The sequence below is a fragment of the Cellulomonas chitinilytica genome (genome assembly GCF_016862675.1).
Taxonomy (GTDB): domain Bacteria; phylum Actinomycetota; class Actinomycetes; order Actinomycetales; family Cellulomonadaceae; genus Cellulomonas; species Cellulomonas chitinilytica.
Genome location: NZ_BONK01000007.1, coordinates 142,173 through 163,284 on the forward strand (window position 1 = coordinate 142,173; position 21,112 = coordinate 163,284).

At 72.9% G+C, this 21,112-nt stretch carries 24 protein-coding genes, 1 tRNA gene and 1 pseudogene; 10 read left to right on the forward strand and 16 right to left on the reverse strand.

Annotation, left to right across the window (positions count from 1 at the left end; translation table 11 throughout):
• Nucleotides 1–21: 21 nt before the first annotated feature.
• Complete coding sequence (locus tag Cch01nite_RS11630) at nucleotides 22–1,167, forward strand: hypothetical protein (RefSeq protein WP_203753836.1); 1,146 nt, start codon at nucleotides 22–24, stop codon at nucleotides 1,165–1,167.
• Between the two features lie 20 nt (nucleotides 1,168–1,187).
• On the opposite strand, the gene Cch01nite_RS11635 is transcribed toward Cch01nite_RS11630, so the two are convergent.
• From Cch01nite_RS11635 to Cch01nite_RS11650, 4 genes are all read right to left on the reverse strand, one after another.
• Nucleotides 1,188–2,444, reverse strand: a complete 1,257-nt coding sequence (locus Cch01nite_RS11635) for an MFS transporter (protein WP_203753839.1) — start codon at nucleotides 2,442–2,444, stop codon at nucleotides 1,188–1,190.
• Complete coding sequence (locus Cch01nite_RS11640; protein ID WP_203753842.1) at nucleotides 2,441–3,778, reverse strand: GH1 family beta-glucosidase; 1,338 nt, start codon at nucleotides 3,776–3,778, stop codon at nucleotides 2,441–2,443. Before Cch01nite_RS11640 ends, Cch01nite_RS11635 begins: the two co-directional genes overlap by 4 nt.
• Nucleotides 3,779–4,055: 277 nt before the next feature.
• A tRNA-Lys gene (locus tag Cch01nite_RS11645) sits at nucleotides 4,056–4,128 on the reverse strand.
• A 136-nt stretch (nucleotides 4,129–4,264) separates the two neighbouring features.
• On the reverse strand, nucleotides 4,265–4,615 hold the full coding sequence (locus tag Cch01nite_RS11650) for a PEP-utilizing enzyme (protein ID WP_239070361.1): 351 nt from the start codon (nucleotides 4,613–4,615) through the stop codon (nucleotides 4,265–4,267).
• Nucleotides 4,616–4,865: 250 nt separating this feature from the next.
• On the opposite strand from Cch01nite_RS11650, the gene Cch01nite_RS11655 reads away from it, so the two are divergent.
• The gene (locus Cch01nite_RS11655) at nucleotides 4,866–5,075 is read left to right on the forward strand and encodes a hypothetical protein (RefSeq protein WP_203753847.1); all 210 of its coding nucleotides are present in this window, start codon (nucleotides 4,866–4,868) and stop codon (nucleotides 5,073–5,075) included.
• A 98-nt stretch (nucleotides 5,076–5,173) separates the two neighbouring features.
• Here the strand turns inward: Cch01nite_RS11655 and Cch01nite_RS11660 are convergent, their stop codons facing one another.
• Complete coding sequence (locus tag Cch01nite_RS11660) at nucleotides 5,174–5,716, reverse strand: GNAT family N-acetyltransferase (RefSeq protein ID WP_203753850.1); 543 nt, start codon at nucleotides 5,714–5,716, stop codon at nucleotides 5,174–5,176.
• Between the two features lie 185 nt (nucleotides 5,717–5,901).
• On the opposite strand from Cch01nite_RS11660, the gene Cch01nite_RS11665 reads away from it, so the two are divergent.
• A complete protein-coding gene (locus Cch01nite_RS11665) occupies nucleotides 5,902–6,294 on the forward strand; it encodes a hypothetical protein (RefSeq protein WP_203753853.1) in 393 nt (130 codons plus the stop codon).
• Nucleotides 6,295–6,365: 71 nt separating this feature from the next.
• Here the strand turns inward: Cch01nite_RS11665 and Cch01nite_RS11670 are convergent, their stop codons facing one another.
• The 5 genes from Cch01nite_RS11670 to Cch01nite_RS11690 all read right to left on the reverse strand — a co-directional run bounded on the left by Cch01nite_RS11670 (nucleotide 6,366) and on the right by Cch01nite_RS11690 (nucleotide 12,231).
• A complete protein-coding gene (locus Cch01nite_RS11670) occupies nucleotides 6,366–7,769 on the reverse strand; it encodes a cellulose binding domain-containing protein (RefSeq protein WP_203753855.1) in 1,404 nt (467 codons plus the stop codon).
• Between the two features lie 13 nt (nucleotides 7,770–7,782).
• Nucleotides 7,783–9,054 carry a beta-N-acetylhexosaminidase gene (locus tag Cch01nite_RS11675; protein ID WP_239070364.1) on the reverse strand — a complete coding sequence of 424 codons (1,272 nt, stop codon included), beginning with the start codon at nucleotides 9,052–9,054 and terminating at the stop codon, nucleotides 7,783–7,785.
• Nucleotides 9,055–9,087: 33 nt separating this feature from the next.
• The gene (locus tag Cch01nite_RS11680) at nucleotides 9,088–9,921 is read right to left on the reverse strand and encodes a carbohydrate ABC transporter permease (RefSeq protein WP_203753858.1); all 834 of its coding nucleotides are present in this window, start codon (nucleotides 9,919–9,921) and stop codon (nucleotides 9,088–9,090) included.
• A complete protein-coding gene (locus tag Cch01nite_RS11685) occupies nucleotides 9,918–10,796 on the reverse strand; it encodes a carbohydrate ABC transporter permease (protein WP_239070366.1) in 879 nt (292 codons plus the stop codon). The genes Cch01nite_RS11680 and Cch01nite_RS11685 overlap by 4 nt, the downstream gene beginning before the upstream one ends.
• Nucleotides 10,797–10,962: 166 nt before the next feature.
• Nucleotides 10,963–12,231: an extracellular solute-binding protein gene (locus tag Cch01nite_RS11690; RefSeq protein WP_203753874.1), complete on the reverse strand. Its 1,269-nt coding sequence runs from the start codon at nucleotides 12,229–12,231 to the stop codon at nucleotides 10,963–10,965.
• Between the two features lie 130 nt (nucleotides 12,232–12,361).
• Here Cch01nite_RS11690 and Cch01nite_RS11695 point away from each other — a divergent pair, with 130 nt between their 5' ends.
• Entirely contained in the window at nucleotides 12,362–13,096 is a 735-nt protein-coding gene (locus Cch01nite_RS11695) for a GntR family transcriptional regulator (protein WP_203753877.1), read from the forward strand.
• An 18-nt stretch (nucleotides 13,097–13,114) separates the two neighbouring features.
• Here the strand turns inward: Cch01nite_RS11695 and Cch01nite_RS11700 are convergent, their stop codons facing one another.
• On the reverse strand, nucleotides 13,115–13,927 hold the full coding sequence (locus Cch01nite_RS11700) for an oxidoreductase (RefSeq protein WP_203753880.1): 813 nt from the start codon (nucleotides 13,925–13,927) through the stop codon (nucleotides 13,115–13,117).
• 73 nt (nucleotides 13,928–14,000) lie between these two features.
• On the opposite strand from Cch01nite_RS11700, the gene Cch01nite_RS22915 reads away from it, so the two are divergent.
• Nucleotides 14,001–14,663, forward strand: coding sequence for a TetR/AcrR family transcriptional regulator (locus tag Cch01nite_RS22915; protein ID WP_275407201.1), 663 nt, complete (start codon nucleotides 14,001–14,003; stop codon nucleotides 14,661–14,663).
• Nucleotides 14,664–14,860: 197 nt separating this feature from the next.
• Here the strand turns inward: Cch01nite_RS22915 and Cch01nite_RS22920 are convergent.
• Nucleotides 14,861–15,175: pseudogene (locus tag Cch01nite_RS22920) on the reverse strand (winged helix-turn-helix transcriptional regulator); the annotation flags it as partial.
• A gap of 95 nt (nucleotides 15,176–15,270) precedes the next feature.
• Here Cch01nite_RS22920 and Cch01nite_RS11710 point away from each other — a divergent pair.
• A complete protein-coding gene (locus Cch01nite_RS11710) occupies nucleotides 15,271–15,807 on the forward strand; it encodes a pyridoxamine 5'-phosphate oxidase family protein (protein WP_203753887.1) in 537 nt (178 codons plus the stop codon).
• Nucleotides 15,808–15,839: 32 nt separating this feature from the next.
• Nucleotides 15,840–16,502 carry a Type 1 glutamine amidotransferase-like domain-containing protein gene (locus Cch01nite_RS11715; protein WP_203753914.1) on the forward strand — a complete coding sequence of 221 codons (663 nt, stop codon included), beginning with the start codon at nucleotides 15,840–15,842 and terminating at the stop codon, nucleotides 16,500–16,502.
• A gap of 22 nt (nucleotides 16,503–16,524) precedes the next feature.
• Here Cch01nite_RS11715 and Cch01nite_RS22925 read toward each other — a convergent pair whose 3' ends face one another.
• The gene (locus Cch01nite_RS22925) at nucleotides 16,525–16,656 is read right to left on the reverse strand and encodes a hypothetical protein (protein ID WP_275407202.1); all 132 of its coding nucleotides are present in this window, start codon (nucleotides 16,654–16,656) and stop codon (nucleotides 16,525–16,527) included.
• Between the two features lie 146 nt (nucleotides 16,657–16,802).
• Nucleotides 16,803–17,474 (reverse strand): arsenate reductase/protein-tyrosine-phosphatase family protein, encoded by a 672-nt coding sequence (locus Cch01nite_RS11720; RefSeq protein WP_203753917.1) that lies wholly within the window; start codon nucleotides 17,472–17,474, stop codon nucleotides 16,803–16,805.
• A gap of 45 nt (nucleotides 17,475–17,519) precedes the next feature.
• Here Cch01nite_RS11720 and Cch01nite_RS11725 point away from each other — a divergent pair, with 45 nt between their 5' ends.
• On the forward strand, nucleotides 17,520–17,939 hold the full coding sequence (locus Cch01nite_RS11725) for an arsenate reductase ArsC (RefSeq protein ID WP_203753920.1): 420 nt from the start codon (nucleotides 17,520–17,522) through the stop codon (nucleotides 17,937–17,939).
• A gap of 82 nt (nucleotides 17,940–18,021) precedes the next feature.
• On the opposite strand, the gene arsM is transcribed toward Cch01nite_RS11725, so the two are convergent.
• Nucleotides 18,022–18,795: an arsenite methyltransferase gene (gene arsM / locus Cch01nite_RS11730; RefSeq protein ID WP_203753935.1), complete on the reverse strand. Its 774-nt coding sequence runs from the start codon at nucleotides 18,793–18,795 to the stop codon at nucleotides 18,022–18,024.
• Between the two features lie 107 nt (nucleotides 18,796–18,902).
• Between arsM and Cch01nite_RS11735 the strand changes: the two genes are divergently transcribed.
• Nucleotides 18,903–19,274 (forward strand): ArsR/SmtB family transcription factor, encoded by a 372-nt coding sequence (locus Cch01nite_RS11735; RefSeq protein WP_203753938.1) that lies wholly within the window; start codon nucleotides 18,903–18,905, stop codon nucleotides 19,272–19,274.
• On the forward strand, nucleotides 19,271–19,783 hold the full coding sequence (locus tag Cch01nite_RS11740; RefSeq protein ID WP_203753941.1) for a GNAT family N-acetyltransferase: 513 nt from the start codon (nucleotides 19,271–19,273) through the stop codon (nucleotides 19,781–19,783). Before Cch01nite_RS11735 ends, Cch01nite_RS11740 begins: the two co-directional genes overlap by 4 nt.
• A 6-nt stretch (nucleotides 19,784–19,789) precedes the next feature.
• On the opposite strand, the gene Cch01nite_RS11745 is transcribed toward Cch01nite_RS11740, so the two are convergent.
• Nucleotides 19,790–20,992 carry a low temperature requirement protein A gene (locus Cch01nite_RS11745; RefSeq protein ID WP_203753944.1) on the reverse strand — a complete coding sequence of 401 codons (1,203 nt, stop codon included), beginning with the start codon at nucleotides 20,990–20,992 and terminating at the stop codon, nucleotides 19,790–19,792.
• Between the last annotated feature and the right edge of the window lie 120 nt (nucleotides 20,993–21,112).

Below are 21,112 nucleotides of genomic sequence, written 5' to 3' on the forward strand. Positions count from 1 at the left end.
GGGCACTGGGACACTCCCGTCGTGGACCAGCTTCGCCTGTCGATCGTCTCGTTCGCCGACATGACCGCCGAGCGTGCCGCGGCGGTCGGTCGGGCCTACGACGCGCACCCGGCCCTGCGGCCGACGAAGGTCGGCGGCGACCCCGCGCGGATCGTGGTCGCACCGTCCATGGAACAGGTGATCACCGCGCACGGCCTGCCGGTCGAGTGGCTGACCGTGAGGCGCCAGGGTCGCTGGCCGGACTTCGAGGGCGGGCAGATCGATCTCCTCCCCGGTCGCGGCGGCTACAGCGGCAACAAGATGAGCGGCGAGTGGGAGTTCTCCCTGTGGGGTCACGCCGTCCAGCAGGACTGGCTGCGGACCTTGCTCGACGAGCCGGGTGCGGTCGACGACGCGGCGGCGCTCGTCGAGGACCTCGTCGTGGCGATCGACGCGGCGTACGGACGTCTCGGCGTCGCCGTCAGGACGCCGCGCGGGTCGATCGACCGGATCCTCCCCGGAGTGTTCTGGCTCAACTACTTCGGGCCTGCGTTCGTGGCGGCGCGTCCCGGGCTGAGGGGCGTGCGGGGAGCGCGGGAGCTCGCGAGCGGCGGCGTGCTCGTGCGGACCACCGACGACCCGTGGCAGCCGAGCGCCGACGGCGTTCCCGGCTGGCAGGCCGAGCTCCGTGAGCTCTTCGGCGCCGAGGCGTTCGAGTTCCGTGATCCCCACCCGGCGCTGCCCTCCGTCGCGGACCACGTCGCCGCGGCGCCCGGCACGCAGGAGATGCCGTGGGAGCGGTGGCTGGACGAGCAGCAGGCCAAGGACGACGCGAGGAAGCACGCGGGAGCGCGCCGGCGTCTCGCAGCCGCCCTCGCGCGACGGTCCGCGCCGGTCGACCTGCCCCCGGACGCCGTCGAGTGGTCCACGTCGTTCGACGCGGCCGACTGGGACGACTTCGCCACGTACCTGACCCGCACGCTCCGCGGCGACCTGTCCGCCGCGATCGGGAGGGCGGTGCGCGCCGTCGTCGCGACGGCGCCGCTCGACCAGGAGGACGGCGTCGTGCTCGAGACGACGATGGGTGCCGTCCGGCTCGGCTGGTTCATCGACGACGTCGGCACGGTCGACGTGTACGTCCACGGGTCGCCGCAGGTGAGCGCCGTCTGCGACGCCTTCGTCGACTGACGTCGGGTCGGCGCACGGGGTCAGGCGACGCCGCGGATCCGGACCACGAGGACCGAGCCCAGCACGCTGACCGCCGCCGCGAGGGTGTAGAGCCCGCGGTAGCCGAGGCCGGCCCAGACGACGGCCGCCGCGAGGGCGGGGGCGAGCACCTGGGGGAGCGTGCTCGCGATGTTGATGACGCCCAGGTCCTTCGCCCGGTCGTGCGCCTCGGGCAGCACCTGGGTGATGAGGGCGAAGTCGACGGCCGTGTAGGCGCCGAACCCGATGCCCAGCACGACGGCGCCGGCGTAGGCGGCGGGCATGGTCGGCACCACGGCGAACAGCTGCAGCGCCAGGGCGGTGATCAGGCCCGACCAGATGACGAACACCTTCCGCCGGGCGAGGCGGTCGGACCAGAGGCCGCCGACGTACGCGGTCACGACCGTCGTCAGGCCGTAGACGGCGGTGAGGACGAAGACGGCGTCCTCGGCCTCGTCGTCGGGAAGGCCGACCGCGTCGGTCAGGTAGTAGAGCAGGTACAGGACCAGCAGGGCGTTGCCGAGGTTCATCAGGAAGCGGGTGAGCCACGCCCAGCCGTAGTCCGGGTGCCGCCGGGGCGAGACCCAGAAGCCGCGCAGGAACTCGCGCACGCGCACCGGCGGACGCAGCTCGCGGGGGAGTGCGACGTCGCGGGAGTCCAGGGCGTACGGCACGGTCGTCACGACGAGCACCGCGGCGAGCGTGAGGTAGCCCGCGGCGATGCTGCCCGTGGCTGCGGCGATGCCCGAGCCCGCGACGACGCCGACCGTCTGCGCGATTGCGAGGACGCCGCCGACGACGCCGCGCTGGCGCTCGGGCACCTGGTCGGGGACGACGGCCGTGATCGCGGCGAGCATCGCGTTGAGGCCGGCCTGGGCGAGGGCCCACGCGAGCACCATCGCGGGGACGGTGTGCGCCCCCGCGAGCAGCAGCAGCGCGACCGCGCCGACGGCCGCACCGCCGACGACCCACGGGAGCCGCCGGCCGACCCGGAGCACCGTACGGTCGGAGAACGCGCCCCACACCGGGTTGAGCACCATCGACACCGCGGCGCCGACGCCCGTGACCAGGGAGAGCACCGCCTCCTTGTGGTCCGGCGAGACCGCCTCCGCCTGCTGCGCGAGCAGCACCTGGATCGGCCCGAAGAAGCCGGACCACAGCCCGATGCTCGCGAGGACCAGCCAGGTGACCCACAGCCGGGACGTCGCGGCCGTCGGCTCCGCGAGCGCCCGTTCGAGCGGGCGGGTCGGGGCGCTCACGCGGTCCCTGCGCGGTGCGCGCGGATCACGTCGGCGTACCAGTCGAACGAGCGCTTCGGGGTCCGGACGAGCGTGTCGTAGTCGACGTGGACGAGCCCGAACCGCTGCGTGAAGCCGTCGGCCCACTCGAAGTTGTCGAGCAGCGACCAGCAGTAGTAGCCGCGCACGTCCACGCCGCGCCCGACCGCGTCCGCGACGGCCCGCAGGTGCGCGTCGAGGTAGTCGATGCGGTCCTGGTCGTCGACGACGCCGTGCTCGTCCGGGCCCGTGGCGTACGACGCGCCGTTCTCGGTGACGATGATCGGCGGGATCGCCGGGTACCGCTCCTTCAAGTCCACGAGCAGGTCGGTGAAGGCCTCCGGGACGACGGGCCAGCCGAAGTCCGTCGTCGGGTAGCCGGGGATCTCGCCCAGCTCGAACGGCAGCGGCGAACCCTCCGGCGCCGCCCGGACCCCGAGCGGGTTGTAGTAGTTGACGCCGTAGAAGTCGAGCGGCTGGGAGATCGTCACCAGGTCGTCGGCGACCGGGCCCGGCATCGCGTCGCCCAGGCCCTCCGGGTAGGTGCCCAGCAGGATCGGGTCGGCGAACAGCCGGTTCCACAGGGTGTCGAGCACGGCCGCGGCCTGGTGGTCGGCCCCGTCGTCCGACAGCGGCCACACCGGGAGGTGGTTCGTCGCCGTCCCGACCTGCGCGGCCCCGGCGGACCGCAGCGCCCCGACGGCGAGCCCGTGCCCGAGCAGCAGGTGGTGCGCGACCGGGATCGCGCCGTACGTGAGCGCCTTCCCGGGCGCGAGGGTCCCCTCGCCGTAGCCGTTGAGCGTGACGACGTTCGGCTCGTTCACGGGGCACCAGTGCGTGACCCGGTCGGCCAGCAGGTCCGCCATGACCGCGGCGTACTCACCGAACCGGTACGCCGTGTCGCGGTTCAGCCAGCCGCCCTCGTCCTCGAGCGCCTGCGGGAGGTCCCAGTGGTACAGGGTCGCCATCGGCGTGATCCCCGCGGCGAGCAGGGCGTCGACGAGCCGGTCGTAGAAGTCCAGGCCCGCCTGGTTCACCGGGCCGCTGCCCGACGGCTGGATCCGCGGCCACGCGACCGAGAACCGGTACCCGTCCGCGCCGAGCCGCCGCATCAGCTCCACGTCCTGCGGCCACCGGTGGTAGTGGTCGCACGTCACCGCCCCGCTGCTGCCGTCCACGACCCGCCCCGGCTCCGCCGTGAACGTGTCCCAGATGCTCGGGCCTCTGTCGTCCTCCGTGACGGCGCCCTCGATCTGGTACGAGGCGGTGCTCGTGCCGAACAGGAACCCGGGCGGAAGCGGGAGGCGGGTCTGCATCGTCGGTGACTCCTCGGCGCGGTCGACAGTGATCGTGCCTGCACCCAACCACGGGTGGCGGACCCGTCAACCCCCTGCGGGACGCGCGGACGGGGGACGACCGCCGAAGTCACCCGGTTCCCCTCGCACCCGAGTCGCGGCGATGATCGTCCTGCGCCTGGCAACCCCGTCACCGGCGACACCCCGGCCCGGGGCCGGACGCACCTCGACGTGTTCGTGCCGGCCGGCCAGGCGCAGGCAGCTCGCGGGCTGCCGTCGTCGGCGTGGCTCGGTGGGGTGGGCCCCGTGGGGATCGAACCCACAACCCGCGGATTAAAAGTCCGCTGCTCTGCCAGTTGAGCTAGAGGCCCGGGGGATGCGGGGTTTGGTCCGTGGAACCCTCGGGATAGCTCCCGTGTCGTCCGGCCTGCACTCTCCCGGACAGGATCCCATCACGGAACCCTGGCCGATGGCGACATTGCGAACGGGACAGTAGCGGCGCGCCCGTCACACCGCCGGGACGACGGTGCCCCGAGTGCCGTCCACCACGAGTCGGTCGCCGTCGGCGAAGAGCACGGTGGCGCCGTCGACGCCGAGCACTGCCGGGATGCCGAGCTCGCGCGCGACGATCGCAGCGTGCGAGAGGACGCCGCCGACCTCCGTCACCACGGCGCTCGCGACGGTGAGCAGGGGTGTCCAGGCGGGGTCGGTGCTGCGGCACACGAGGACGTCGCCGCGCCGCAGCTTGCCGAACTGGTCGACGCCGCCGACGACGCCCGCACGTCCGGTGGCGACGCCCGCGCTGCCGCCGACCCCGGTGGTCGGAGTCGTGGCCGGCAGGGCCGGCGGGACGGTCACCGGACGCACCTGGAGGATCCACAGCCGGCCACCTTCCACCAGGCACGCGTGAGCTCGGACGAGCGCTTGCCTGAGGTCATGAGCCTGTCGCCGTCGGCCGCCGTCCTTCACGGCGCTCACGCGGGTCTACGAGGAGTTCCTGGCGGTCAACGTCCGGTTGCGGGTCGCATGCACGGCCTGGCAGGTGCGACCAGACCCCGGCACGCCTCTGGCGGCGAACGACCATCTCGACCCGGGCTGGGACGGCCGCGTGCTCGCCGAGCTCGCGCAGATCGCCGACGTCCTCGACGAGGTCGAGGCTGCTCTCGTCGCCGTCCTGGCTCGCTTCGCCGGCTACGGCGACCGCTTCCGGGCAGCGCTCGATGCCGGGCGCATCACCGACCCGCGCGACTCGTGTCACCAGGTCTGGTTCGAGCTTCACGAGGACCTGATCGCCACCCTCGGCATCACGCGGCACTGACACCAAAGATCGGTCCTCCAGCGCCTGGGCCTCGCGAGGCCACCCGGAGCGTCGGGGGCTCGGAGCGGTCGATCTCTCATGGCCCGAGCCGCGGCGGATCAGTCCGGTCGCAGGGCGGCGTACAGCAGCATGTCGACCCGTCGGTCGCCGATGACCTGCCTGCTGCGCAGGAGCCCCTCGCGCTGGTAGCCGGCGGTCTCGGCGGTACGGATGGACGCCACGTTCCAGGGCTCGATGTACAGCTCGACGCGGTGCAGCGCGGGAACGGTCCACGCGAACGTGGTCAGCGCGCTCAGGGCGCGCGCCGCGACTCCTCGGCCGCGTTCGGCCGGTGCGACTCCGTATCCGGCGGTGGCGCGCCCGTCCTCGATGCCGGCGAGCCACAGTCCGACCTGACCGAGCGCGCGGTCGTCGTCGAGTCCGGCGATGCAGAACGAGTACCCGGTGCCCGTGACCAGCCGATCGTGCTGGCGATCGATCCACTCCTGGGCCTGCTCGGGAGTGGCGTCGGCGACGAGTGTGCTGGTCAGGGGCGTGTAGGGATCGGTCGAGAGGCTCCGGACCATCGCGATGTCGCGGGTGCCGAACCCGCGGAGGCGGACGTCGCCGCACGTCGGTGCGACCGTCGGCAGCGTCAGCATGCCGACAGTCTCGGGCCGTGCCGCTGAACCCGTCGAGGCTGATCGCTCTCGCGGCTGCCGAATGCGGGTGAATCGGGACGAAACGTCGTCGCGCGCGCCTCGGGGTGCGCTAACTTGCAGGCTCCACGCGCGGAGTGAGAGCGCTCTCGCGCGCGATCTCCCCACCGGAAAGGCCGTCAGCGCACATGACCGACATCCCCGATCTCACGGACTGGCTCGCGGGGCAGCCCGACGTCTTCGAGACGAAGAAGAAGATCTTCGGCAAGACCATCGTCCACAAGCCGTCGGGCGAGAAGGTCGTCGAGGGGTACCGCTACTTCCGTTCGAGCATCGACGAGCTCGTCGACGCGTTCGAGAGCGGCGACCTCGCTGCGGTGCAGGCGCTCGAGTACGCGCTCGACGAGGACGGCGACGCCGACACCAGCGCGGTCGCCCTGCTGCTCGCCTACACCAAGAACGGTGCGTTCCTCGCGGCCCAGCCGGAGGAGTACCAGGACTACGTGCCGGTGCGCGTCCGTGCCCCGCGCTACTTCCCGGGCTCGACCGCGCTGGTCAAGGAGCTCGACCAGACCAGCTGACGGCCGGCTCGCCGCACCCGAGGGCGGCTCGCGCGTCGACCCACGCGCGAGCCGCCCGGTCGTGGGGTCCGTCAGGGTGCGGGGACCGTGTCGACCCAGCTGGTGCCGGCGGCGCGGTAGCCGTTGACCCGGGCCGTCACCTCCGACGGGCTGAGCACCTGGTTCTTCGCGTGGTAGAACCAGTCGACCTTCTGGGTGTAGGTGCGCGGGGTGCTGCTGCCGATCTGGCCGCCGCTGATGAACCAGAGGTTGAAGTTCACCGACTGCACGGTCTCCGGGTAGTAGTCGCCGCCGTGCGTCGCGAACAGCTCACCGTCGATGTAGTACTTGATCTGGCCGTTCGCCACCTGCAGGACGAGGTCGTGCCAGCCCGCGTAGCTGCGCCGCTGCTCGGTGTGGGTGTTCACCGCGATCCACGGGTCGTTCTGGTAGGTCTCCCACGACGTCGTGTAGAGGATGCTGCTCGGCTCGCCCCAGCCGCCGTTGGGCAGGTACTCGAAGTCCTGCTCGGAGTAGCTCGGGTCCAGGTCGTGGTCGAGCGGCGTGATGGTGAAGAACGTCTCGACGACGGCGTCGCCGTCGGGCCCGCTGTCGGGTGCGTCGGTGAACCAGACGCGCGCGGCGTACGTCCCCTCGAGGAACTTGCGCTGGTGCAGCACCTCCGACTGCCGCGTCCCTGCGCCGGTGCCGTCGGTGGACGACGTGAGCTGCAAGGCCTTGTTCGAGCCGGACACGGCCGGGAACGACACGTTCTCCTTGGGCCAGGTCGCTCCCGGGATGCCGGGGCCGCCCGCGTTGGTGCGGATGGTCCAGTGGTGCGCGGCGATGGCCGCGTCGTTCGCGTTCGCGTAGCTGAAGTCGTCGAACACGACCTGCCCGTTGCCCGGGGGAGTGGTGGGCGGAGGGGTGGTGGGGGGAGGCGTCGTCGGGTTGCCGCCGGTGGGCGGGGTGCCGGACACGAGCGTGCCCCCGACGAAGACCGCGATCCGCGACGACGGCGCGTACGACGTGCCCGGCGCGTACGAGTAGTCGTCGCTCTGCGTGATGCGCTGCCAGTCGGTGCGGTAGTAGCGCAGCTGCAGGTCACCGGTGCTGCCGCCCACCGCCAGGGAGCCGGAGGTGAACCCGACCTCCAGGTAGCGGTCGGCGCCCGTCGACCCGTTCGCGATCGTGCCGAACGTGCCCGTCACGGTCGAGCACGAGACGACGGCCCACGAGCACGCGAACCGGTACTGCTGCGACGGCGAGTCCGCGCCGAAGTAGTAGCGGATCGTCACGTCGCGCAGCGCGACGGGCGACGAGCCGCCGTTGCGGAGCACGAACCAGGGCTCGACCTGGTCGACCGTCGCCCCCGGGGCGCTCGTGCGGTACTGCAGGCTGATCGACGGTGCAGCCTGCGCGGGGGCGGCGATGCCCACGGCGACCAGTGCGGTCACCGCCGCGCCGGCCCACAGTGCCAGCGGTCGGATCTTCATCTGCGATCTCCTTTCATCGGGTGCCCAGGCCCAGGCGGGCCAGGTGCGTCGGGAGCCTGGCGAGGAAGTCGTCGTACGGGCCGGCGGTGCCCCAGGCGACCTCGGCGAACGCGCACAGCCGGGGGAACGCCGCCCGCTCCACGTCGGCGGGGGTGGCGAGGTGCTCGGTCCACAGCTGCGCCTGGACGCCGAGGACGCCCGGCGCCGACGGCGGGTCGAACGCGTAGGCGTCGGCGAGCGGCAGCACACGGTCCGGTCCGAACGGGCCGTCCTGCGGGTGCGTCGGGTAGTCCAGGTAGGTGCGCGTGTGCGGGGCGAGGACGACGTCGTGGCCGGCCTGCGCGGCGGCGAGACCGCTGTCCTCGTCGAGCCACGGCATCGCGACGGCCCCGGGCGGGCCGCCGGGCTTCTCGTACCAGAACACGGCCCGCCGCCCGCGCCCTTCGACGTGCTCCGCGAGGCGGCCGGTGAACCACGCGCAGGCGTCCGCCGGGCCGGCGAGGCCGAGCTCGTCCATCCGCTGCCGCGCGCGCGGGCTGGCCGCCCACTCGTCGGGCAGGCATTCGTCGCCGCCCAGGTGCACGTACGGCCCCGGGAACAGGTCCATGACCTCGTCGAGCACGTCGCGGAAGAACGCGAGCGTGGCGTCCTCGAGGTTGAGCGTGTGCCGGCTGATGCCCCACTCCCGCCACACCTCGACGGGGGTGCCGGGGGCGTTGCCGAGGGCGGGGTAGGCCGCGAGCGCCGCCTGGACGTGCCCGGGGACGTTGATCTCCGGCACGACGGTGACGTGGCGGTCGGCGGCGTGCGCGACGATCTCGCGGACGTCGTCGTGCGTGTAGTGCTCCCCGCTGACCTCCGTCAGGCGCGGGTACCGCGAGATGGGCAGGCGCCAGCCCTGGTCGTCGGTGAGGTGGAGCTGCAGGACGTTGAGCCGGTGCGCGGCGAGCAGGTCGACGAGCCGCAGCACGAACTCCTTCGGCATGAAGTGCCGGGCGGTGTCGAGCATGACGCCGCGCCACGCGAACCGGGGGGCGTCCGTGATCGTGCCGAGCGGCAGCTCGTCGAGCGTGCGGAGCGCGAGCCGCCCGTAGGCGGCGCCCGCGGGTCCGCCGCTGGTCAGCGTGACGGCGTCGGGCGTGACGTCGAGCCGGTAGCCCTCCGGGTGCATCGCGGGGTCGTGCGCGGTGCGGACGCGGAGCGGGTCGACGGCGACGGTGCCGCCGGTGGCGGTCACGTGCGCGGGCTGCGGGACGAGGGCGAGCGAGTGCTGCGGGTCCGTCAAGGGAGGTCCTTCCGTGGTGGCGCCGGGTGCAGGTCAGCCCTTGACGGCGCCGGCGACGATCCCCGTCGTCACGCGGCGCTGCAGGACGAGGAAGACGGCCAGGACGGGCAGCATGAACAGCGTGGAGGCGGCCATGGTGGCGCCCCAGTCCGTGCCGAAGACGTTCCCGAAGGACGACAGCCAGACGGGCAGCGTGCGGTTGTCCTGGTTCTTGATGATCAGCGCGTTCGCGAACGCGAACTCGTTCCACGCGGTGATGAAGCCGAACAGCGAGGTCGACATCAGGCCGGGTGCGAGCAGCGGGAGGACGACGCGCCGGAACGCCTGCAGCCTGCTCGCGCCGTCGAGCTGTGCCGCTTCCTCGAGCTCGGCCGGCACGGCGGCGAGGAACCCCCGCAGCGTGACGATCGTGAACGGCAGGGTGCTCACGAAGTAGATCGCGGTGAGCAGCGACAGGGTGTCGAGCGTCCCGGTGTCGCGGGCGATGATGAACATCGGGATGAGCAGCGCCTCCCAGGGGGCCATCTGCGCGACGAACACCATGAGCACGAACCCCTGCCGGCCGCGCCACTGCAGGCGCGCCACCGCGAACGCGGCCATGAGCCCGACGACGAGCGCCAGCAGCACGGCGCCGACCGAGACGAGGGCGCTGTTGCGCCAGAACAGCCAGAACCCGTCGACGGCGACGGCGTCGCGGAAGTGCTGGACCGTCGGGTGCAGGGGCAGGAGCTGCGGGGTGTCGGCCTGGATGTCGGTCGTCGGCTTGAACGCCGTCGAGACCATCCAGTAGACGGGGAACACCGACGCGACCAGCACGACGGTGGCGGCGAGGTTGACCGGGACCTGCCGCAGCGCGCGTGCCCTCATGACGCCACCGCCTCGGTCCGGTACAGGTGCCGCAGGTGCGGGACGAGCACGACGAGCAGGAGCAGGACCGTCAGCGTGGAGATGACCGCTCCGAGGTCGTACTTGTGCAGGGACTGCGCCACCTGGAACGCGTAGACGGGCAGGGTCGTCGTCGCGCCCTCGGGGCCGCCCTGGCTGACGGCCCAGATCTGCGCGAAGCACTTGAAGACCCAGATGATCTCCAGCGACGTGATGAGCCCGAACAGGGGCCTCAGCAGCGGGAACGTGACGACGCGGAAGATCTGCAGGGCGTTCGCGCCGTCGATGCGCGCGGACTCGAACAGCTCGCCGGGGATCGTCGTCAGGCCGGCGTACAGCGTGAGCGCGGCGAACGGCACGGACTGCCAGACGACGAGCACGACGAGGATGACGAACGTCGCGGTCCCGTCGGCGAACCACGTGTACCCGTCGAACTGCTCGAGCCCGAGACTCGTGAGGAACCAGTTCACGACGCCGAGCCGGGACTGGAACATCCACTGGAACACCGTCGTCGCGGCCAGCACCGGCACGGCCCAGACGAGCACCAGGGCGCTCATCACGGCGAGCCGCATCCTGCTGCCGAGCCGCACGAGCAGCAGGGCGACGAGAGTCGACAGGACCATGATCAGCACGACGTTCACGACGGTCCACAGCAGCGTGCGGCGCAGCACCGACCACAGCTCCGGGCTGGTCAGCACCTCGCGGTAGTTGTCGAGGCCCACCCACGTGGCGCCGCCACGCACGAGCTCGGCGAGCCGGAAGTGCTGCAGCGAGATGACGACGCTGCGCACCACGGGGTAGAGGAGCAGCAGCACCGTCCCGACGACGGTGGGGAGCACCAGCAGGTACGGCCACACCGGAATGCGGCGCCTCGTCGGGCGGCGAGAGATGACCGGCGGGCGCGCGACGGGGTCCGTCGTCGGCCGGGCGGGAGCGTCTGAGAGCACGTCGTCCCTCTCGGGTGGCAGTGGCCTCGGGCCGGGTGCTGCGGGAACCCCTTCGCGCAGCACCCGGCGGGAGGGGTCAGGAGTCGGTGCCGAGGATCTGCGTGATGGTGTCCGAGGCCCGTGCGGCCGCCCCCGCGGGGTCGCCGCCGGTGAGCGCCTCGGTCATGTACTCCTTGATGACGTTCTTGGCCTCGACAGCGGCCCAGGCGGGGGTGTTCGGAGTCGCGTGCCCGTTCGCCGCACCCACCGCCATCGCGGCCGCTCCCTCGCTGCCGGCCAGGGCCCCGGCGAGCGACGTCCGGTTCGGCACGTAGGACATCGCCGTCGCCATCGACGTCTGGAACTGCTCGCCCGCGAGCGCCTTGACGACCTCGTAGGCGAGCTCCTGGTGCTGGGACGCGACGGGGATGATGAGGTCCGAGCCGCCCGTGAACACCGCGCCCGGCTTGTCGGCCGTCGGCCCGGGGATCGGGAAGAAGCCGAGCTTGCCGTCGAGGTCGGGGTTCGCCTTGACGATCGCGCCGGCCCCGCCGGGTGCGGAGATGATCTGCGCGACGTCGCCCTTGGCGAACACGTCGGCCTGCGGCGGGTCGGACTCGTCGGAGTCCTTCGGACCTTCGCCGAGCGCCTGCAGCTGTGTGTAGAACTCCATGCCGGCGAGCGCCTCGGGGGTGTCGAGGGCGCCCGTCCACTCGTCGCCGTCCTGCACCGCGAGGTCGCCGCCCTCGTCCCAGACGAACCCGGCGAGCGTGTACCAGTTCTGGCCGGGCAGGTAGATGCCCTGGTGGCCGCCGGTGTTGAGCGCGGTGGTGTCGTCGATCCACTCCGCGCGGGTGGTGGGCGGCTCGGTGATGCCGGCGGCCGCGAAGAGGTCCTTGTTGTAGATGACGACCCGGTTCGCGGCGTACCAGGGGATGCCGTACTGGGCGCCGTCGATGTTGCCGGGCTCGGCGAGGCCGGGCAGCCAGTCGGACCCCTGGAGGTCGTCGACCTTGTCGGTGAGGTCGACGACGCCGCCGCTCGCCGCGTACTGCGCGACCTGCGTGTTGCCCACCTCGATGACGTCGGGGGCGTCGTTGCTGGCCAGGGCGCTGGTGACCTTCTGCCCGATGCCGTCCCACTCCTGGATCTGGACGTCCACGGTGGTGCCCTTGTGCGCCGCCTCGAAGTCGGTGACGAACTGCTGGACGATCTCGTCGGTGAAGCTGTCCTTCATGAACCAGACCGTCAGCTCGGCGGGCTGGTCGGTGTCGTCCGGCGAGGACGACGGGCTGGACGTGCCGCACGCGGCGAGGGTGCCGGCGAGCACGAGCGCCGCGGGGGCGGCGAGCAGGCGGGACTTCATCGGGACCCTCCCAGTGGTTAGGTATTGGTAAGCCGCTGTGGCCTGTGGGAGAGCCTGGACTTGACCAGTTGCCGTGTCAAGACCCGGTTTTGCGCGGAACATGGGGAACGAACTGGTAAGGTTTGGCGCCGTGACGTCGAACCTCCGGCCCGGCCTCAAGCGCGATGCCGTGCGTGACTACCTGCTGGACCTCGTGGCCGGGCGCGGGCCGGGCGAGGCGATCCCGTCCGAGCGCGACCTGGCCGCCGAGCTCGGCGTCTCCCGCCCGACCCTGCGTGCCGCCGTCGACGACCTCGTCCGGTCGGGCGTCCTCGTGCGCGAGCAGGGCCGCGGCACGTTCACCGGGCCGCACCGCGTGACCCAGGCGCTCGCAGCCACACCGTCCGGCTCGTTCTACGCGCCGCCCGCCGAGGGGGAGTGGAGCAGCCAGGTCCTCGACTTCGGCACCCTCGTCGCCGGACCGCAGCTCGCCCGGCGGCTGCAGCTCGCGCCCGCGGCGCCCGTGCTGCGTGTCGTGCGGCTGCGGGTGGTCGACGGCGAGCCGATGGCCATCGAGCGGCTGCACCTGCCGTACGAGCTCGTGGTGGGGCTCGAACCCGACGACATGGTCGCCGGGTCCTTCTACCGGCTGCTGCGCGAGCGGTTCGGCGTCGACGTCCGCAGCGCGGTGCAGACGCTCGAGGCGACGGTGACGGACGAGTCCGAGGCCGGCCTGCTGGGCGTCCCGGAGCACTTCCCCGCCCTCATGGTCGAGCGCACCACCCGGGACGCCGGCGGTCGGATCGTCGAGTTCGTGCGGTCCGTCTACCGCGGCGACCGGTACCGCGTGACGAGCGAGCTGCACTTCGACGCGGCGTCCGGCTGACGGCGGCACGAGCCGCTGCTAGGCACGGCCGTACCCGAACTGGGCGCGCGTGAGGGCGTCGAACGTGCGGTCCGGCAGGAGCGTGGCCAGGGCGACGGCGACGTTCGCACCCTTGCCGACCCGGTAGCGGGTCCTGGGCCGCGGCGCCTGGGCGGCCCGCGCGACGACCTGCGCGACGGCGTCGACGGTGCTCATCTGCCGGGCGACCTGGCTGCCGGCGAAGTACCGCCGCATCGCGTCGGCCATCCGCCGGTACGGCCCGGTGCCGGACGCCGCGGCGAGCCGGTCCATGGCGGTGTCGTGCCAGCCGGTGTCGACGTAGCTCGGCTGGACGACGGTGACGTCGACGCCGAACTGGGCGACCTCGCCGCGCAGCGTGTCGGACAGGGCCTCGAGCGCGAACTTGGAGGCGTGGTACCAGCCGCCGAGCGGTGCGGCGAACTCGCCGGCGAGCGACGACACGTTGACGATCCGGCCCGAGCCGGCCTCGCGCATCCCGGGCAGGACGGCCTGGACGAGCCGGGTGGGGCCCAGCACGTTGACCTCGAGCTGGCGGCGCGCGTCGTCGATCGAGGTCTCCTCGACGGACCCGAACTCGCCGTACCCGGCGCAGTTGACCAGGACGTCGATCCGGCCGGCCTCGTCGAGCACCCGGCGCACGGCCGCCTCGGCACCGGTGCCGTCGGTCAGGTCGAGGGGGACGGGCGTGACGCCCGCCGGGATGTCGTGGGTGCGGCGGGCGGCGCCGAAGACCTGGTGGCCCGACGCGGCGAGGAGCTCGGCGGTGCGGCGACCGATGCCGGACGACGCTCCGGTGATGAGGACGATCATGAGGCCATCTCCCTGGGTGAGATCGTACTGTGAACGTGATTCACATTTACAGAAGTACCGTACGATGGGTGCCATGCCGGGTCAAGAGGACAGCTCGCGGGCGTTGCGGGTGCTGTGGGGGGCGGAGGGTGCCGCGGCCCGTGGGCCCCGGCCGCGACAGTCGCTGCCGCAGGTCGCCGAGGCGGCGGTGAGGCTCGCCGACGCCCACGGCCTGGAGAGCGTGACGCTGGCGAACGTCGCCCGCGAGCTCGGCATGACCACCTCGGCGATCTACCGCTACGTGGACTCCAAGGACGTCCTGGTCGAGCTGATGGTCGACCGCGCCGTCGGCGAGCCGCCGACGCTGACGGCGGCGACCTGGCAGGGGTCCGCGCGCGAGTGGGCCGGCGCGCTGCGCGAGCGCTACCGCCGGCATCCCTGGCTCGCGCAGGTCACGCCCTCAGGTCCGCCCCGGGTGCCGAACCCGATCGGATGGATCGCCGGGCTCGTCGAGGCGCTCTCGTCCGAGCCCGGGATCGACGGCATGAGGGTCGCGCTGCTGCTCGACGCGCTGGTCCGCAGCTACTCGGCCGTCTCCCGGGCGTCGCAGTCCGCGCCGCCGCCCGAGTGGCTCACGGGGGCGCTGTCCGCGCGGTTCCCCGTGCTCACCTCCGGGATGCATCGCGACTGGTCCGACCCCGACGAGGAGCTCGCGTTCGCGCTCGACGTCGTCCTCGCCGGGCTCGCCGCCCCCTGACCACCGGCGTCACCCTCCGCCGTCGCCGCCTCGTACGCGGCCTGCAGCTCGGCGAAGACCGACCCGGTCCCCGCGGGCCGCGGTATGCCGAGGTGCAGCTCCCGCAGCTCGTCCATGAACCGGTCCCACAGCGGCTGGCCCCCGCGCTCCAGGATCTCCGCGCGCACGCTGAGCTCGTGGCTGACCGGCAGGTGGCGGCGGCCCCACGAGCCGAGGGCGGCCATCACCGGCACCAGCTCGATGCTCGGCTCGGTGAGGCTGTAGCGGATCTTCTGGCGGTGGGTCTCGTCGTCGCGGCGCGAGAGCAGCCCGTCGTCGACGAGGCGGTGGAGCCGGGAGGCGAGGATGTTGGAGGCGATGCCCTCCTCGGAGCGGGTGAGCAGCTCGCGGAAGTAGCGGCGGTCGCCGAACATGACGTCGCGCAGCACGACGAGGGACCACTTGTCGCCGAGCACCTCGGTGGCGAGGTTGATGGGGCAGCCGGACCGGTGCCCGTTCGCCTGCAGAGTCATCGGCACCCCCTCGTCGAACCGATGGTAGGCCGCAACCGGTGGTGCTACGGTGGCCGAACCGCTTGCAGATGGCAATCAGTCTTCGGAGACGCAGCATGCCGACCACGCAGCCGACCGGCCCTCTCGCCACGCTCCACGCCCGCCCCGAGCTCGACCCCCGGTACAGCGACCCCGCCGCCGAACCGACCCCGTGGGAGGCCGCCGCCCGGCGGCTCGCCGGCGCGGAGGTCGCCTGGATCGTCACCGTCCGCCCCGACGGCCGACCCCACGCGACGCCGATGGTCCCCGTCGTCGGAGCCGACGCCGCGTACTTCCACACGGGGGCGACCGAGGTGAAGCACGCCAACCTCCACGCGAACCCGCGGGTCCTGGTCCTCGCCGGTGACACCGCCTGGGAGAGCGGGCTCGACGTGGTGCTGGAGGGCGTCGCCACCCCCGTCACCGACCAGGCCGTCCTCGAGCAGGTGGCCGGGCTCTACCGTGCCCGGTGGGACGGGCGCTGGCGGCTCGACGCCCGCGACGGGACCCTCAGCGACGACGGCATCGTGAGCGTCGTCTTCGAGGTCCGGCCGGACAGGTCGTACGCCTACGCCAAGGGTGACCCGTTCGGTCAGACGCGCTTCCGGTTCTGACCTCCGTCCTCGACCCCGACCCGGGAGGAACGTTGAAGCTCCTGCTCACGTCCGGCGGCGTGACGAACCCCAGCATCCGCGCGGCGCTGGAGCGGCTGCTCGGCAAGCCCGTCGGCGAGTCCCGTGCGCTCGTGATCCCGACGGCGCAGTGGGGTCACCCGATGTGCGGACCGGCGTCGGTGCGGGAGCTCGTGGCCGCCGAGCCCGACTTCCGGTACTTCTCGGGGCTCGGTTGGGCGTCGCTCGGCGTCCTCGAGCTCACCGCGCTGCCGACCGTCGGAGCGGAACGCTGGGTCCCGTGGGTCCGGGAGGCCGACGTGCTCCTCGTCGACGGCGGCGACGCGACGTACCTGCACCACTGGATGCGGGAGTCCGGGCTCGCCGACCTGCTGCCGTCGCTGCCCGACACCGTCTGGGTGGGGGTGAGCGCCGGGAGCATGGTGATGACGCCCCGGATCGGGGAGTCCTTCGTCGAGTGGCCGGCCGCGCCGGACGACCGGGCCCTCGGGGTCGTCGACTTCTCGATCTTCCCGCACCTCGACGCCTTCCCGACGAACTCGTCGGCCGCCGCCGAGCGGTGGGCCGCCGACATCGGCGGCCCCGCCTACGCCATCGACGAGCAGACGGCCATCGTGGTCGACGGCGGCGCGGTCGAGGTGATCTCCGAAGGCCGGTGGACGCAGTTCCACCGGTGACCGCGCCCGCGTGCAGGTCCGGTCAGACGGGCATGCGGTCGTAGCGCAGGTCTCGCGGTGCCGGGCGCCGGTCGATGGCGTGCGTGAAGTCCGCCGGCAGGGCCGGGATCTCGCCGGTCGGGCGGTCGTCGTCCTCGAGGGTGTTCGCGGTCATGGTCCCGCCCTTCGCGCTCGTGGGGTCCGGCGTCGTTGCCGGGACCGTCTGACCGTCGCGTCGGCCCCGACTCGGCGGGCCCGGCGGACGCTCACCCCTCCCATCGGGCGGGGCGTGCGGATTCGTAGGCCGACGCGGGGCCGGTGTCAGGCCGCGACGAGGCGGGGTGCGAGCTCGCGGATCCTGCGGTCGAGCTCGTCGAGCGCGTGGTCGAACGCGGCGTCGTCCCCGACCCGGACGGGGTCGGGGACGGACCAGTGGGCGTCCGCGGTCAGGCCGATCTCCTCGTGCGCGCGGTCGCACACCGTGATGACGAGGTCGCCGTCGAGGCGCACGGTGTCGACCTGCCGCGGTCGCGCGTCGCGCAGGTCGAGGTCGTGCCGGCGTGCGGCGGCGACCGCGCCGGGGTCGACGGCCCCCGCCGGGTGCGTCCCTGCGGAGGCCGCGGGGACGGTGCTCGCGCGACGCCACAGCGCCACCGCCAGGTGGGAGCGGGCCGAGTTCGCGGTGCAGACGAACAGCACGCGACGGGGGCGGGGCAGGGCGGTCGTGAACGGGCCGAGCTCCGTGGGGAGCAGACGGAGGTAGGTGCGGCGGCGGTCGCCCTCGGAGCGGGTGCGCTCGACGAGCCCGTGCGCCACCAGCACGTTCACGTGGTGCGACAGCAGGTTCGACGGGAGGGCGAGGTGGGCGGCGAGCTCGGACGGGGAGGCGTCGCCGCGGGAGAGCAGGTCGACGACGGCGAGCCGTCCCGGGTCGGCGAGGGCGCCGTGCAGGGCGGCCCGTCGCTCCACCTGGGCAAGCCACTCAGTGCTCATTGAGTCAATGTTGACTGAGTGATCTTCCCGGGTCAACATGGTCCCGTGACCACCTCGAAGCCCAGCGTCCTGTTCGTCTGCGTGCACAACGCCGGCCGCTCCCAGATGGCCGCCGGGTTCCTGGCCGCCCTGTCCGGCGGGGCCGTCGAGGTCCGGTCGGCGGGATCGATGCCGGCCGGCCAGGTCAACCCGGTCGCCGTGCAGGCGATGACGGAGGTCGGCATCGACATCGCCGCCGAGCAGCCCAAGATCCTCACGGCGCAGGCCGTGCAGTCGTCCGACGTCGTCGTCACCATGGGCTGCGGCGACGCGTGCCCGTACTTCCCCGGCACGCGGTACGAGGACTGGGTGCTCGAGGACCCGGCGGGCCAGGGGATCGAGGCCGTGCGGCCGATCCGCGACGACATCCGCGGGCGCGTCCTCACCCTGCTCGACGAGCTCGGCGTCCCGGCCGTCCGGGTGTGACGACGCGGCCCGTCGCCGGCAGGGCGACGGGCCGCATCGGGCGTGCGGTCGTCAGGCGTGCGGCCGTGAGGGCGTGTGGCCGTCAGGGCTTGCGGGCGCGCACGACGGCGCTGTGCATCCCGTCGGCGACCTGGTGCGTGAACGTGACGTCGGCGTCGACGAACCCGGCCGCCGTCAGCCCGTCCAGGTACTCCCGGCGGGAGAGCGCACCGGCGATGCAGCCGACGTAGGAGCCGCGCTCGGCCCGCTGCTCGGGGCTGAGGTGGTCCTCGGCGACGATGTCGGAGATGCCGACGCGGCCGCCGGGGACGAGGACCCGGAACACCTCGGACAACACTGCGGGCTTGTCGGTGGACAGGTTGACGACGCAGTTGGAGATGACGACGTCGACCGACGCGTCGTCGAGCGGCAGGTCCTCGATGGTGCCTCGGTGGAACGCGACGTTCGTCGCGCCGGCCTGCGCGGCGTTCGACCGGGCGAGGGCGAGCATCTCGTCGGTCATGTCGACGCCGTGCGCGAACCCCGTCGGTCCGACCCGCTTGGCGGACAGCAGCACGTCGATGCCGCCGCCCGAGCCCAGGTCGAGCACCCGCTCGCCCTCGCGCAGCTCCGCCACGGCCAGCGGGTTGCCGCAGCCGAGGGAGGCGAGCCGGGCCTCCAGCGGGACGTCCGCGAGGTCGCTCGCGTCGTACAGGGCGGCGCCGAACTTCTGCGCCTCGTCGGCGGGCCCGCAGCCGCCGCCGCAGCAGCCGACGTCGCCGCTGGGCTCGCCGCCGACCTCGCTGCCGACCGTGCTGCTGACCTGGGTCGCCGCCAGCGCGTACCGCTCGCGCACCTGCTCCCGGATGTCCGTCATGGTGACCTCCACATATCGATGTTTGTCAATGCACGGCGATCATGAACCCAGATATCGACCACTGTCAATATCGATGTCTGTCAATCTCCGCATGTACACTGCCACGCATGGCACTCGACCTGCTCCCCGTCGTGGGCTCGTCCGCGGCGTGCTGCACCCCCGTGACCGCACCGACGATCAGCGAGGACGACGCGCAGCAGCTCGCCCGCACGCTCAAGGCCCTGGCGGACCCCACCCGCCTGCGGCTGCTGTCGCTCATCGCTGCGCACGAGGGCGGCGAGGCCTGCGTCTGCGACCTCACCGCACCCGTCGGCCTGAGCCAGCCGACGGTGTCCCACCACCTCAAGCAGCTCACCGAGGCAGGCCTGGTCACCCGCGAGAAGCGCGGCGTGTGGGCGTACTTCACGATCGTGCCCGGTGCGGTGGACGCCCTGGCGGCCCACCTCGGGCAGCACCTGCGCGTGGGCGGGGCCGGGTGACCGGGACGGTCACGGTCGTCCCCCTGACGGCCGAGCACTGGCCCGACGTCGAGCGCATCTACGCCGCCGGCATCGCGACCGGCCACGCCACGTTCGCCGACGACGTCCCCACCTGGGAGTCGTTCGACGCCGGCAAGCTCCCCGACCACCGGTTCGTCGCCCTCGACGAGGCGGGCGCCGTCGTCGGCTGGGTCGCCGTCTCGCCCGTGTCGGACCGGTGCGTCTACGCGGGCGTCGTCGAGCACTCCGTGTACGTCGACGAGGCCGCGCGCGGCCGCGGGGTCGGGCGGCTGCTGCTCGACGCGCTGCTGGCCAGCACCGACGCGGCAGGCGTGTGGACCGTGCAGTCCGGGGTCTTCCCCGAGAACACCGCGAGCCTCGCGCTGCACGAGGCGGTCGGGTTCCGGGTCGTCGGCACCCGTGAGCGGCTGGGCCGCATGACGCACGGGCCGCTGTCGGGCCGGTGGCGCGACGTCGTCCTGCTCGAGCGGCGCTCCCGCAGCATCTGACGTCGGTCACGTGTCGTCGGCGGACCTCGCACGCGACCCGCGGACCTGCGCGCCGATCGCGAACGCGTAGACCACGCCGGCCGCGAGCGCGAGCGCCCCGAGCGCCGGGAGCGACGCCAGCACCGGCACGAGCGCGACGAGCAGCGCCGCCTCGACGACCCGCCGCCAGATCCACGGCCGTCGGGCGGACCGGACCAGGACCGTCGCCCCCAGCAGGTAGGCGGCGAGCCCCGCCGCGAGCGCCCAGGCCGCGAACCGGCCGAACGGCTCGTCCGAGCCGACGTGCGCCATCGCCTCCTCGATGCCGACGGCCACCACGACGACGGCGGCGATGAGCACGTAGTGCAGGTACGTGTACGCGAGCGTCGCGTACTCGGCGCGGGCGACCCCCTCCAGGTGCGCGAGGCGGTGCTCCGCGGCACCGGCGGACGTGACGAAGTAGATCCACCACAGCAGCAGCGCGATCGCGATCGACAGCGCCGCGCCGGTGATGACCGGCCAGCTCACGGGCAGGTGCGAGGCGCCGACGCCGATCGCGACGACCGACTCCCCGAGCGCGAGGATGACGATCAGCCCGTACCGCTCCGCCCAGTGCGTCGGCGAGTAGAGCCGCCAGCTGCCCCGGCGTCCGGTCACGAGCGTGAGCAGGACGTCGAACGTGAACGCGGCGAGCCAGATCCACGTCTGCTGGGGCTCGCCGACCACCGCACCGACGAACAGCAGGGCCGTCGACGGGGCGATCGCGACGACCGCGGTCCGCACGAGCTGGCGGCGCAGGGCGGTGTCGCCCGCGGCCGCGACGACGTAGAGCGCGCCGTGCACGACCCGCACGACGACGTACGCGACGACGAGGACGAGCGGCCCGAACAGCCCACCGGGCAGGTCCTCGTACGCCTCGGGGATCGCGAGCGTCGCGACGAACACGGCCGCCATCGCGATCCCCATGCCGAACCGCAGGAGCCCCTGGTCGGCCGGCGACTGGTTCGCGAGCCAGCTGTACGACGTCCACGTCCACCACAGCATCCCCAGCACCGTGAGCGCCTGGACCATCCCGCGGCCGCTGTGGGTCTCCGCGACGAGGTGGCTCACCTGCGTGAAGGCGAACACGTAGACGAGGTCGAAGAACAGCTCGAACGTCGTGACCCGGTGCCCCTCGGGGGACGTGCGCAGGCCGACGGACCACGGGCGGCGGCGGGACGGCTCGGTCACGTCGGCCACCCTGCCAAGCGCCGGGCGGGCGGTCCAGGGCTGGGCGGGCGGCCCCGCCCACGGCGCCGCGGCTGGGGCGCCGGCCGGCGACGGCGCCGGCGGGTGAACCGCGGCGGGTGC